Below are 14,361 nucleotides of genomic sequence, written 5' to 3'. Positions count from 1 at the left end.
AATAAAATTTAACATACTCAAAATGAAAAAAACATTCTCTTACCTTGCATTGGCTGGAGTGCTTACCATAGCCTCTTGTACCAATTTGGATGAGTCGGTTTATGGAGTTATCCCAAAAGATGGTTTTGGTAAGACTCCCGAACAATTGGCAGCTTTATTAGGTCCTGCATACTCCGGTTTGCGCGATTATGCCTGGAATGTACACAACGCCGAAGTAACTACTGACGTAGGTTTGGTTCCTACTCGCGGTAAAGACTGGTACGATGGTGGAAACTGGTTGAACTACAATCGTCACACTTGGACTACTACTCACGGTCCTATCAATGATATGTGGGGATGGATTTACGAAAGCGGTATCAATACCATCAATAACCTGATTCCACAAGTAGCTGGTAATACAGCGGCGATTGCAGAATTAAGAGCCGTTCGTGCTTTTTATTACTATTTGGCGATGGACTTTTTCGGTAACATACCTTTGATTACCGAAACTACCTCAGGAACTGTTACCACAACTCCACGTGCTCAAATCTATGCATTTATAGAAAAAGAGTTAACAGAAGCTCTTCCTAACCTGTCTGACAACGTAGGCGGTTCTTACTACGGACGTATCAATAAATTGGTAGCCCAAACTTTATTGGCAAAACTGTATTTGAACGCAGGCGTTTATACCGGCACTCCACAGTGGCAAAAGGCAATCGATGCCGCTAATGTGGTTATCAATTCAGGTAAATACAAATTAGAAGCCAACTTCCTTTCTAACTTCGCGGTACAAAACGAAGGCTCCGGTGAAAACATTTGGGCAATTCCTTTCGATCGTTTCCAAGCCGGTGGTCTGAATATTGCTTATCGTACACTTCACTACCAAAGCCAAAGCACGTACAATTTGAGCGGTCAGCCTTGGAATGGTTTTTGTACAATCGCTGAGTTCTACAATTCGTTCTCAGATACTGACTTACGTAAAAAAATGTGGATTTCAGGCGTTCAGTTAGGTGCCGATGGAAAAGCGTTGAAAGATGATAACGGTAAAGATTTGGACTTCAATCCAAAGATGGACAAAGACGAAATGACTTCGGCTGATCCTGAATTTCAGGGGGCTGGTGTACGTTTGGGTAAATACGAAATTCAGCGTGGTAACACAGTTTCTGACCAAGATAATGACTGGGCAATGTTCCGTTTGGCTGACGTTTATTTGATGCGCGGCGAAGCTTTGTTCCGTTTAGGTAAAGCAACTGAATCTCTTCCTGATTTCAATATCGTACGTGCTCGTGCCGGTGTAACCGCTTGGACTGCAGCTCAGTTGACACTTGACAACATCTTAGCAGAACGTGGTCGTGAGTTGGCATGGGAAGCATGGCGTCGTAACGACTTAATTCGTTTCGGCGAGTTCAACAAAGTCGGTGGCAAATTCACATCTAAGTTCATGAAAGAACCTGCTGCTAAAACATTGTTGTTCCCAATTCCTCAACAACGTCGTGATGCGAACCCAGGCTTGTCGCAAAACCCAGGTTATTAATAGCAACTACTTAGTAGGTGTAAAAACTTACCAAGCCTAATACTAAAAGCGAGTGGGTGTAAAAACTCACTCGCTTTTGTTTCTTAGTGGTATTCCGTTTTTACTCCCCATAATAGATAATGAGGCATTTCCTGAGCATTCAAAATCGGTTGCGGTTAGATTTTTAGCTAATTTTGTGAAAAAGATACGTTGCTGACGGAGAATAAAAAAACCTATGATGAAGAACTTAAAATCTAAATCCATTCTTCTTGTATTATTTACCCCATTCTTCCTTTTAACCAGTTGTGACCGTGCTGCCGATGACAATTTATTTGAAACTCTTTCGGCCTCCCGCACAGGCATCAATTTTGCCAATCGAATCCTTGATAAAAAAGAACTGAACATTTTCAATTATCGTAATTTTTATAACGGGGGCGGCGTAGCTATAGGCGACGTTAACAATGATGGATGGGCTGACATTTATGTAACTTCCAACTTTGAAGAAAATCACCTGTATCTTAACAAAGGCAAAAATACAACTGAACTTTGGCAGTTTGACGATGTCACAATTCGGGCCGGTGTAGGCGGAACTAAAGCATGGTCAACGGGAGCTACCTTTGCGGATGTGAATGGTGACGGACTCATGGATATTTACGTTTGCAATGCAGGAAATATTAAGGGAGACCGACGGGGAAATGAGCTTTTTATCAATCAGGGAATTGGTCCTGACGGTGTTCCTAAATTTATAGATAAAGCTACTGAATACGGCTTGTTAGACGGTGGGTTTTCTACCCATGCCGCTTTTTTTGATTACGACCGCGACGGAGACTTAGACATGTATTTGCTTAATAACAGTTTTACTCCCGTTGATAAACTTCAATACCAAAATTTTAGAAAATACCGTGACGCACTGGGAGGACATAAGTTGTTTCGGAATGATGGCCCCCCCGCCCCCAATGGGGGAGTAAAAAATAGCTCCCCATTGGGGCGGGGGGGCTTCACCGATGTTAGTGAAGAAGCGGGAATTTTTGGGAGTTTGATTGCCTTTGGATTAGGGATTACCATTGGCGATGTCAATGAAGATAATTGGCTGGATATTTATATTTCCAACGATTTCTACGAGCGCGATTACTTATACATCAATCAGCGCGACGGTACATTCAAAGAATCACTAGAAGAAAGTATGAATCACATTAGTCTGTCTTCGATGGGGGCCGATATTGCTGACATTAACAACGATGGGCTGTTGGATATTTTTGTAACCGATATGTTGCCCCGCGATGATAAACGACTTAAAACGACGTCTGTCTTTGAAGGCTATGAACTTACTGAGTTTAAATTAAAGCAGGATTATTGGCATCAATACATGCGTAATATGCTCCATTTGAATCAGGGAAGCCCCGCGCGGCGTACCGTCCCAACCGCTTCGGCGGGCCGCCCCAATGGGGGAGTAAAAACAACTTCTTCTACTGCACAGGCAGGCAAGGGGGAGGTGACCACCCCTGTTTTTAAAGAGGTGGGGCAGATGGCGGGTGTTCATGCAACAGACTGGAGCTGGGGTGCATTGATTTTTGACATGGACAACGACGGCCAAAAGGACTTATTTATTGCCAATGGCATTGTTCGCAATTTAACAGATCAGGATTACGTCGCTTTTTTGTCCGATCAGGGTAATATTCAGGCCATGATTGAAGGGCGAATGCAGTTTGATTATCGAAAATTTGTAGAAATGATTTCTACTACACCGATTCCTAATTTTGCGTTCCGTAACAAAGGCAATCTTCAATTTGAAGACAAAGCCGCTAATTGGGGACTGGGAGAACCCGGTTTTTCAAATGGGGCAGCCTACGGAGATTTAGACAATGACGGCGATTTGGATTTAGTGGTTAACAACAATAATGCGGCTTTGGGTGTCTATCGGAATCAATCCGTTGAAAAGTTAAAAACTCATTTTCTGCGGGTAAAACTCAAAGGAGTAGGCGCAAATCCACACGCAATTGGAGCCAAAGTTTACGTACACCAAAAAGGCCAAACTCAGTATTTGCAGCAAATGCCCAATCGAGGGTTTCAATCTTCAAGCGATTTGAATTTGGTATTTGGATTTGGGCAAACTTCACAAATTGACTCCTTAACAGTCATTTGGCCCGATGACAAAAAGCAAACTCTGAAAACCGTCAAGGTTGATACCGAAATCACCCTTGACTACAAAGCGGCCAAAGAGCTCTGGAAAATACCTATTCCAAAAGCAACAGTTGCGCCTTTTAGAGATATAACCGGCCCTTCGGGATTGGAGTTCTTACATCAGGAAAACGACTTTGTAGATTATAACCGAGATGGATTGCTCAAACAAATGTATTCGACTCAAGGACCGGCTCTGGCGGTAGGGGATATTAACAATGACGGCTTGGATGATGCTTACATTGGAGGCGGAGCAGGAAAACCAAGCGCGCTTTTTATTCAAAATACCACTGGTACTTTTTCCAAAGCCAATCAACCCTCGTTTGCAAACCCAGCTGTTGCCGACGAAACTGCAGCCTTATTCTTTGACGCTGATGGCGATAAAGATGTTGATTTGTACGTCGTAACGGGGGGGAATGAATTCCTGTCTGACGATGAAGTATTGGCCGATGCGCTTTATTTAAACGATGGTAAAGGGAATTTTACAGTTTCCACCGGTTTACCGAATATAAGAGCAAACGGCTCGTGCGTCACTGCGGCTGATTATGACCGTGATGGCGACCAAGATTTATTTGTAGGCACCCGAATGATTTCGGGACAATATGGCTACAATCCGCAAAGCTATTTGCTTCAAAACGATGGGGCCGGACATTTCAGCGACGTCACTAAGCAAGTCATGACCAACAATCAATTAGGAATGGTAACGGATGCCCGTTGGGTGGATTTAGACAAAGACAGCTATCCGGAATTAATAGCCGTAGGTGATTGGATGCCGATTATGATTTTACAAAACCAAAAAGGCAAATTTCCGCAATCCCTCAACCGCACAATTCCCAATTCAAATGGGTGGTGGAATGTGCTCGAACCCGCTGATATTGACGGCGATGGAGACATGGATTTCGTAATAGGAAATTTGGGTCGCAATACTAAGTTGCAATGCTCGGAGAAAGAGCCCGCTCAGCTTTACGTGAATGACTTTGACCATAACGGAAGTGTCGAACAAATCATCGTTTGCTATAATCCTGACGGCAAAGCCTATCCCATGGTTTTAAAACCTGATTTACAGAAAGTTTTACCGGTTATTAAAAAACGGTTTGTGAAACACGCTGACTATGCCGGGCAATCCATAGAGGCCGTTTTTACGAACGAGCAACTATCAGGTGTTCAGAAAAGAACTGCTTCACAACCCAACAGCTCGTTGCTTATCAATACCGGCAAAGGCAATTTTGAATTACGTGCCTTGCCTTGGGAAGCTCAATTAGCCCCTATTTTTGGAATTACAACGACAGATTATGACCACGACGGCAAACTTGACATTCTGCTAACCGGCAACTTTTTTGATGTATTACCTGAACTCGGTCGTTACGACGCCAACGACGGCCTGATATTAAAAGGAACCGGGAAAGGCTCAAACGGTGAACCTCAATTTGTTGCCGTCAAACCGGCTCAATCGGGCTTTTCCGTTACAGGGCAAGTGCGCAGGATGCGCAAAGCTCGAACTTCCAACCGAAAAGAATTAATCATTTTGGCCAAAAACAAAGACAAAGCACAAGTGTTTGAATTGAATATAGGCAAATAAGTACGTAATTTTGACTTAAATGTTCACAACAAGATGGTACAGAAAGCAAGTAAACCCAGACGTATAAAAACTATTTCTCCTGATGAGATACTCAATGCGGGAGGAGTGGAAGCCTATGCCGAAACAAAAGGAGTGAAACCCGTTAAAATCCTTTCAAAAAAAGGGATACAAATGAGTGACAAAGAGTTTTTAGAAATTCTACAACAACTCAAAACCTCTAAATAATACGAAGGACAAGAATGGCGATTTTGTACGATACGAATATTTTATTAGCACTGATTAGAAAAAGCAATTTTGATTTTGTTCATCAAACGGTAAATCCAAGGAAGATGAATATATTTCGTATGTCAGCTACGCTGAAATTAAATCCATTGCTTTTCAAAATCAATGGGGTGAGCGTAAATTAGAGCAATTGGATGAAATTATTTCAAAATTCAATATTCACTCTGAATCGCTACTCGAAAGATATGTTGAAATAGATGCTTTTAGCCAAGGGAAGCACCCAAATTTTACCTTAGAGGTCACCTCCCGAAATATGGGTAAACATGATTTATGGATATCAGCAACAGCTTCTCTTTTGGGATTGAATCTTGTCACTACAGATGCTGATTTTGATCATTTGGCACACGATTTTGTGCAACTGCATAAATTTACTCCTCAAGAATTAATTTTAAAAAATAACCTGTGATGATGAAAGTAAGCACATTGAGTGTTTTAAGTATTAGTCTGTTTGTTCTTACCAATTGCTCAAAAAATCAACAAGATAGCTCCAACGAAGACGCACTTTTTACCCAACTTACTCCCGAAAAAAGTGGGGTAACTTTTGTCAATACGGTTAAAGACGGCAAAGACCTAAATATCTTAGATTACCTCTATTTCTACAACGGGGGTGGTGTAGCGGTAGGGGATGTCAACAATGATGGCCTATCTGACTTATTCTTTGTGTCCAATCAAGGCAAAAACCGCCTTTACCTCAATAAAACAGAAAAAGAGACGGGAATTACCTTTGAAGATGCTTCTGAAAAAGCCCAAATCGGTGGCAGTGCCAATTGGAAAACAGGCGTAACCATGGCCGATGTAAACGGAGATGGATGGCTTGATATTTATGTGTGTGCCGTGAGCAATTACAAATCCTTCAAGGGTCATAACGAACTGTTTATCAATAACCAAGACGGTACTTTTTCGGAAAAATCAAAAGAATACGGGCTCGATTTTCAAGGATTTTCCACTCAGGCAGCCTTTTTTGATTATGACCACGACGGTGATTTGGACATGTATTTGCTCAACCACGCCGTGCATACCTCCATTTCCTACGACCGCGTCAACGTACGTGCACTTGACCGCGATGAACTGGCAGGCGACTATTTTTTCCGAAACGATGGAAAACATTTCTCCAACGTAAGCATCAAAGCAGGAATCTATGCCGCACCGCAGGGATACGGTTTGGGTATTTCAGTCGGTGATTTGAACAACGACGGATGGGAAGATATTTACGTGGCCAACGATTTTCACGAGGACGATTATTACTACATCAACCAAAAAGACGGTACATTCAAAGAAGCAATGCGGGAGCATTTTATGCACACCAGTAAGTTTTCGATGGGCAATGATATGGCCGATGTCAATAACGATGGTTTGCTTGATGTAGTAACAATGGATATGTACCCGCAAGACCCCAAAATAGAAAAAGCATCCATGGGAGAAGATCCGTTGGATGTGTTTTTGTATAAACTGCAATTTGGTTATTACAACCAATATACCCGCAACACATTACAGATAAACCTTGGCGGTGAGCGCTTTAGCGACATTGGTGCTATGGCTGGCATCTCCGCTACCGACTGGAGTTGGTCTCCCCTTTTGGCTGATTATGACAATGACGGAATCAAAGATCTTTTTATCACCAATGGAATAGAGCGTCGGCCCAACGACCTTGAATACATCAAGTACGTATCTAATCCAATGATAGAAATGATGCTTGACAAAGGCAAAAAAAGCGACAAAGAAGCGCTTTCTAAAATGCCGGACGGTCGCTGGCACAACTACCTTTATAAAGGCACGGATAGTTTATTGTTTGAAGACAAATCGCTCGCGTGGGGATTTAAAGAATTTAATTGTGCCAACGGTGCCGCTTATGCTGATTTGGACAACGATGGAGATTTAGAATTGATTACCAATAACTTAAACTCTCCCGCAGGAATTTATGAGAATAAAGCCAACGAACTTTTCAAGAATAATTTTCTAAAAGTTAAGCTACAGGGACAAAAAGGAAATGGATTTGGAGTAGGGGCAAAAGTCTATCTCAAAACCAATAATAAGTGGCTATATCAGCAAAACATGCCGACCCGAGGCTTTATGTCGTCGGTAGAACCTTGGCTTACTTTTGGATTGGGAAAAGCCAACAAAATTGATTCATTGATAGTAGTGTGGCCTACTCAAAAAGCGCAGATTTTTACTAACGTGCAATCCAATCAAACTCTGACCCTTCGGCAAGAAGGTGCCATTGAAAAATGGGCATTTACAATAGAAAAAAAGCCTTTGTTTGAGAATGTTTCAGCACAATATCCCATTGATTTTACGCACAAAGAAAACGACTATTACGATTTTACCCGCGAACCACTAATGCCTTTCAAAATATCTACTGAGGGCCCTAAAATGGCTGTAGGAGATGTAAATGGCGACAAATTGGAGGATTTTTACGTGGGTGGGCCAAAATATCAGGCAGGAAAACTCTTTTTACAAAAACCGGATGGGCAATTTGCTGAAAGTAAACAGGCTGCTTTTCTCAGCGATACTCTTTGTGAAGATACCGATGCGGCCTTCTTTGATGCCGACGGAGACAACGATTTAGATTTATACGTAGTGAGTGGTGGCAACGAGTTTTTCGGCGAAAGTGCCCCCCTACTCGACCGCTTATATCTCAACGACGGAAAAGGCAATTTTAGCCGTAATCAAACTTCATTGCCTAAATTATACGGTAATAAGTCGTGCGTTAAGCCGATTGATTTTGACAAAGACGGCGACATGGATTTGTTTGTTGGCGGACGTGTGGTGGCTTATCATTATGGATATGTACCTGATTCTTATTTGCTCATTAACAACGGGAAAGGTATTTATACGGACGAAACGGATAAGCTTGCCCCAAAACTTCGTAAAGCCGGAATGGTGACCGACGCAACTTGGGCCGATATTGACAACGACAGAGATGCTGATTTGGTAGTGGTTGGTGATTGGATGGGCATTACTGTTTTTGAAAATGATAATAAGAAACTTAACATTCTGAATACAACACTCGACACTAAAACAGGCTTTTGGCAAGCCATCAAATCGGCCGATTTGGATGGCGATGGCGATATTGACTTTGTAGTAGGAAATTTGGGAGAAAATACAAAGTTCCGGAGAGCCGAAAACGCAGTTTTACGCATGTACGCAGGTGATTTTCTGAATACAAGTCTCAAGACCGACCAAATTTTGGCCTATAGTGAAGGTGATGAATTTTATCCGGTGGCGTCGAAAGACGAATTGGGGAAAACCCTTCCTTTTCTGAACAAGCGCTTTTCCAATTACAAGGATTTTTCGGGTAAAGCCATTGAAAAAATCTTTAAATCTGCGGAATTGGATGCTGCAAAACTCCTGGAAGTCAACACGTTTGAGAGTGTTTGGCTGGAAAATTCAGGCAAAGGTGAATTCATTATTCACCGATTACCAAGTGAAGCGCAGGTTTCTAAAACCTTTGCCATTTCCATCGCCGATATTACCAATGATGGTAAACCCGATATTCTGTTAGGAGGAAATTTTTACAATGTCAGCACGTATCAGGGTCGCTACGATGCAAGTTATGGGTTGATTTTGCAAAACAACTTTTCTAAATCAGGTAAAATATTCAAGCCTTTACTTCCTACCTCTACCAACTTTTTGCTAACGGGTGAAGTGCGTGATATTCAGCCAATTCGGAGCGGTGCGGAGACACTTTTTCTGGTTTCTCGCAACAAGGATAAGTTGATGATTTTCAAACCTAAAAAGTAAGCTAAATTCAGGGCTACCTTCTTACTAAAATCTCTTTTAGTGAGAAGGTAGCCCTGAATGAACACCCTTACCAAATCTTCACGCGGGTATTGTCTGGACGAAACATTTTATCGCCGGGTTGAATGCCAAAAGCTTTGTAAAAGGGTTCAAAATTGGACAAAGGACCATTACTCCGAAATTCACCCGGAGAGTGCGGATCGGTATTGACCCGAAGGCGGAGGGATTCATCCCGACTTTTATTACGCCAAATCTGGCCGAAAGCCAAAAACAAACGCTGGTCAGGCGTAAATCCATCTGTTTTTTCGTTACTCTTTCCCTGTTTAGTGTAAGTTTTGAATGCCTCATAAGCTACTGACAATCCGCCAATATCAGCGATGTTTTCGCCGAGAGTTAATTGTCCTTTCACGTGTAAACCATCCAAAACAGTAAAGCTATCATATTGATCGATGACGACTTGGGCGCGCTGTTTAAACTGGTCATTATCCTCTTTTTTCCACCAATTTTTAAGCATTCCCATGTAATTGTACTGACGGCCTTGATCGTCGAAACCATGCGTCATTTCGTGGCCAATCACGGCACCAATTGCGCCATAATTAAAAGCATCGTCGGCTTCGGCATCAAAAAATGGCCATTGCAGAATTCCTGCCGGAAAAGTAATGGCGTTGCTCAACGGACTGTAAGAAGCGTTGACCGTCGGGGCAGTCATTCCCCACTCCGATTTATCAACGGCTTTTCCCAAACGTTTGAGCATTTCTTCATAGCGCCATTTGCCAAAAGCCCGAACATTTCCATAATAATCATCGCGTTTTACGACTACTCCATCGTAGTTTTTCCACTTAGATGGATAACCTATTTTGGGCGTAAATGCTTTGAGTTTTTTGAGTGCTTCGGCCTTCGTTTCGGCCGTCATCCAATCAAGGGCATTGATACGGGTTTCAAATACTTTTTGCAGATTTGCCACCAATTCATCCATGCGTTTTTTGGCTTCGGGTTTAAAATGTTTTGCCACATAGAGTTGTCCCAACAAATCGCTCATCAAACCATCCGTTTGGCTCGAAATACGTTTCCAACGGTCTTGCTGTTCTTTCTGACCACTGAGAGCTTTACCCGAGTATTCAAAACTTGCCTCTACAAAAGGCTTACTCAATAGGTTTGCCGCGCCACTGATAACCGAAAACTTCATTTTGGCCTTCAAAATTTCTATCGGAGTTTTGGGGAGAAGTTCATTAAGCGATTCATAGTATTTGGGTTGTACCACGATGATGGAATCGGTTTTCATCCTAAGCGTGACAATCATGTTTTCCAAATCTAAATTGGGTACTTTTACCGCAAAGTCCTTCACGGCAAACTTGTTATACAACGCATTTGGGTTACGCATTTCGATGCGTCCCATGTGGGAAGTGGCAATTTGCGTTTCCAAAGACAAAATATCTTCCGCCAATTGAGCCGCTTTGGTTGGTTCAGTTCCAGTAAGGGTAAAAAGTGTCGTGATGTATTTTTTGTAAGCAGTTCGGATTTTTACCGTGGACTCGTCGGTTTTGGTGTAATAATCTTTCTCAGGCAAACCCGTACCTGTCTGACGCAGGCTCACCACATACGCATCCGGATTTTTAGCATCGGTTCCAATGCCTATTCCAACATACGTATTTCCTCCTTCTAAAGGATGCGTAGCAGAATACTGAAGCAACCCTTTGTAATCTTTGATTTTGTCAATTTCAGCCAAGGTTGGCTTAATGGGAGTATAACCCCGCTTTTCAATGATAAGCGTATCCATCCCGGATACAAAAAAATCGCCTACACGTTGTTGAACACTTCCTGCGGGAGATTTGCTTTTGGCTGCGTCTTCCAAAATGTCTTTGATATTTCTCTGATTGTCGCTGCGCAGGATATTGAACGAACCCCAGCTTGTTTCGGAAGCGGGAATTTCAGTTTTCTTGAGCCAAGCTCCGTTGGCGTACAAAAAGAAGTCTTCGCGCGGGCTCACCGTCAAATCCATACCCGACAAATCAAGTCCCTTGCTGCGTTTGGGGTCATCAGTCTTAATAAATGCCGCAGACATCATCCCTACTACCGATAGGCTTAGAATAAATCGTAACTTTCTCATTTAGTTTGTTTTAGGTAAAAAGTAAAGACAAAATTCTCTAATAAAAGCAATAGTTAATGCCTTTGGTTTAAAGAAACAGTACGAAACTTGAATTTTTGTCGTCCAATGTAGTAATTTAGACGTGATTTGTTATAAAAGGAAATACCTCCTAATAAGATTTATCAGGAGGTATTGATAAAGTACTAAAAAATTCTACCTTTTTCTGAAATCTTGCGGTAAATCCGTATTTTCGGCTAAATCATACTCTAATTGCGTACCATCTTCCAATTCTGCCCCGATAGTGAAAGCACCCCAAGCTATTTTGGACATTAATGCCACTCCATTCACCACTTTTACCTTTTCTACATCCGGTCTGAAAGTAGGGTGAAGGTAAAAAGTAACGTTGCCTTCGAGCGGTTTTTTAGAAGGATTTAATGCACGTACTTTGAAAGTCAAGTTATACCAGCCTTTCACAGAACTTTCAGTAAAATCTGCCAACAATAACTCAAAATTCTCATTTTCATCCTTTGGTTTCCCACCAAATTGTCCCTTTATTGGGTCATTAGTATCAATGCTGCTCAAACTTTTGGTGGCAGACAACAATCTTTTTGTAGTTCCAGGCAGCGTTTTAGTCCCGCCCCGTTGTTCAATCGCTGTGATGGTAACGTCTGCTTTTTGTTTAGCTTCTTTGGCTTCTTCTTTAGCTATCTTGGCTTCTTCTTTAGTATCTTTAACTTCCTTTGTAAGGCGACTTATGACTGAATCAGAAACAGACGAAATAAATCGCGTAGAGGAAATAGCTGCCAACACGCAGAAACTGACCAAAAGAACTACCTGATTAAGTTCGTTATTGATAACGCCTTGAAGTACTTTACTTTGGGTAACTTCCAGAAAAATGGGTACAATGATTGCTGCGCCAACACCAATAATAAGTGAACGCCCTATTGTATGCACTTCGTTTTCGTCAGGCGTCTTTTTGAGGTTGTAGTAATAGTTGACCAATCCACCCAAAATACCTGATACCAATACGATGGCAACGATAATCCAAAAATCTGCCCAATCAACGGATTTGTTGATTTCTGAATATTTTTTTGCAGTAGCCAAGAGTCTGTTTAAAGAATCTTGGGCGATGGTGACAGAGTCTTTCATGGTTAAGGTAAGGTTTAATAAGCAATTAAAGGTATAAAGTTAATTTTCGTAACAATTCCGAAACTCCATCTTTCCCCCAATCTAATCGGATCGTTGCCTTCTATTACTCGTTGACTATCCGTAATGTCAGCGATACCCGCATAAATACCACCCATAAAAACTCCTCGATTTTTAAAGATATAAGCACTGATACCCAAGTCAGTAGAAGCTCTTGCTATTGACAAATGTTTCTTAAAAGGCATTTTATGTCTTACCCATGGATTTAAAGTAACAAAGTATTCGTCATTGAACTTTAAAAACTTGATAAGGTCTAAATTAAAGTTTATACGGTCATAGGGTTGATAATTTCCACGATAGGCTTCGGTTTTATCGGTTCGTGTGATTTCCTACCCTATTTTATCTTTACCTTTTTGGGTAATAACTACATCTTGTTTTCGTAAATCAGAAAAATTATCCACTACTTGGTAGCCCAAACTTGTCCCTAAAATAAACCTACCTCCATTGTGATAATTATAACCGACTTCACTAAAGAAACCTGAAAAACTTTTACGGGAAAAACTTTTGTAAACATTAGTAGTATCAATTGCAGTACCCCACAATCGAAAACGATTCCCTTCTACACCACTTCTTAAATAGAATGTTCCACGCCTACGCCAAAAGGTTTTAATTTCATCCAATCTTGCTTGCTCTTCCCTTAACTTATTTTCTACAATATCAAGTTCTTCCTTAATTGATGTAACATTTTTCATGGCATCATCAAACGATTTCTTAAGATGTGCGTATAAAAAAGAAGATTCTACTGAAAGAAACTGAAAATACTCTTTTTGTCCTGTTATGTCTTCTAAGCTTTGTTGGTATTGTGAAAAGTATTTTAAAGATACTGAGCGCAGCTTTTCAGGGATTTTTATTAACATACCTGTATTTAAAGCGGCATTGTTCGGATTCTCAAAAACCTCTTTAATTATAATGTCTGGAAGCGTTGCTTCTGAGTTACTATCAAGATTATATTGCTTTAATAATGTATCAAAATATGGTTTGTCGTGTATTTTTTTAAAAAGATCTGACAACTTCCCTTTCACGTTATTAGGCTTTGAAGGGTCTAAAAATTCCGAAAGTGCCTTTTTGACCTCAGTTGTGCATTGTCTTGTTCGTGCTTCAAGTATCAATCCCAAATCCTCACTCAATGATTGGGCTTTCAAAATTGTCTTTTCTGTTTCTTTTTCCTGAAAATTTTTAACTTGAACTTTGAATTCTTCAGTTGTTTTAAAATTAATTGATCTCCCCCTGTGGTCTGACTGTAAATCGCTGTCTGCTTTTACTTTTCCATAAAATTGCGAAAGTCCTATGAATCCGTTAAGCCTACTTTTTGAACCTACTATTCCTCCTTGTATTATATCTAAAACACTACCATCCGCTTCAGCACGTGCGTTTACCCCCCAAGTCAATTTTCTGAAATTTTCGCGAGCAAAGTAATTAGCAAATTGAGTGTAATTTATTTCAGCAGCTCCTGCCGCTACGTTTATTCCAATATTGCCGCCTTCTACCAATACAGTACTTTTACCCGTAGCGTCTCCGCTTAGTACCTGGCCTATTGAGGTTGATTCTGTAAAAAACAAAACCATTAATAAGCAAAACGACTTAATTTGATTTGAGTTTTTCATTTCTGTATAATTTAAGATTAACTGATATCAACCACAAATCCTAAGGAAGGATTTTCTGGATTAGGAACATTTCTAAAAGTATGCAGCTTAGGATTAGGCGAAAAAGTAACATCGTCCATTTCAAAAAAAATAGCCCAATTCCAAAACTGTACAATTGTGAGATGTCCATCTAAGCGAACGTTGAAAGAATTACCGG

The 14,361-nt window shown here is 41.0% G+C and carries 9 protein-coding genes; 5 read left to right on the top strand and 4 right to left on the bottom strand.

Translation table 11 applies throughout. The features are described from left to right. Positions 1–22: 22 nt before the first annotated feature. The 5 genes from Q0081_RS00200 (at position 23) to Q0081_RS00180 (ending at position 9,272) form a co-directional block, all read left to right on the top strand. Complete coding sequence (locus Q0081_RS00200; protein WP_298348039.1) at positions 23–1,513, top strand: RagB/SusD family nutrient uptake outer membrane protein; 1,491 nt, start codon at positions 23–25, stop codon at positions 1,511–1,513. Between the two features lie 214 nt (positions 1,514–1,727). Then, on the top strand, positions 1,728–5,249 hold the full coding sequence (locus tag Q0081_RS00195; protein ID WP_298348038.1) for a VCBS repeat-containing protein: 3,522 nt from the start codon (positions 1,728–1,730) through the stop codon (positions 5,247–5,249). A 33-nt stretch (positions 5,250–5,282) separates the two neighbouring features. Further along, positions 5,283–5,474 (top strand): hypothetical protein, encoded by a 192-nt coding sequence (locus Q0081_RS00190; RefSeq protein WP_298348036.1) that lies wholly within the window; start codon positions 5,283–5,285, stop codon positions 5,472–5,474. A gap of 187 nt (positions 5,475–5,661) precedes the next feature. Then, a complete protein-coding gene (locus tag Q0081_RS00185; protein ID WP_298348034.1) occupies positions 5,662–5,937 on the top strand; it encodes a hypothetical protein in 276 nt (91 codons plus the stop codon). Next, on the top strand, positions 5,937–9,272 hold the full coding sequence (locus tag Q0081_RS00180) for an FG-GAP-like repeat-containing protein (protein WP_298348032.1): 3,336 nt from the start codon (positions 5,937–5,939) through the stop codon (positions 9,270–9,272). The genes Q0081_RS00185 and Q0081_RS00180 overlap by 1 nt, the downstream gene beginning before the upstream one ends. Before the next feature lie 67 nt (positions 9,273–9,339). On the opposite strand, the gene Q0081_RS00175 is transcribed toward Q0081_RS00180, so the two are convergent. From Q0081_RS00175 to Q0081_RS00160, 4 genes are all read right to left on the bottom strand, one after another. Next, on the bottom strand, positions 9,340–11,376 hold the full coding sequence (locus Q0081_RS00175; protein ID WP_298348030.1) for a M13 family metallopeptidase: 2,037 nt from the start codon (positions 11,374–11,376) through the stop codon (positions 9,340–9,342). 192 nt (positions 11,377–11,568) lie between these two features. Then, on the bottom strand, positions 11,569–12,504 hold the full coding sequence (locus Q0081_RS00170; protein WP_298348028.1) for a YEATS-associated helix-containing protein: 936 nt from the start codon (positions 12,502–12,504) through the stop codon (positions 11,569–11,571). Positions 12,505–12,518: 14 nt separating this feature from the next. Continuing rightward, positions 12,519–12,746, bottom strand: a complete 228-nt coding sequence (locus Q0081_RS00165) for a hypothetical protein (RefSeq protein WP_298348026.1) — start codon at positions 12,744–12,746, stop codon at positions 12,519–12,521. A 144-nt stretch (positions 12,747–12,890) separates the two neighbouring features. Further along, positions 12,891–14,165, bottom strand: a complete 1,275-nt coding sequence (locus tag Q0081_RS00160; protein WP_298348024.1) for a hypothetical protein — start codon at positions 14,163–14,165, stop codon at positions 12,891–12,893. Positions 14,166–14,361 lie beyond the last annotated feature (196 nt).

The organism is Runella sp. (assembly GCF_027484545.1).
Classification (GTDB): domain Bacteria; phylum Bacteroidota; class Bacteroidia; order Cytophagales; family Spirosomataceae; genus Runella.
Note: the sequence above shows the minus strand (reverse complement) of the source record. Positions and strands in the feature narration are given on the sequence as shown.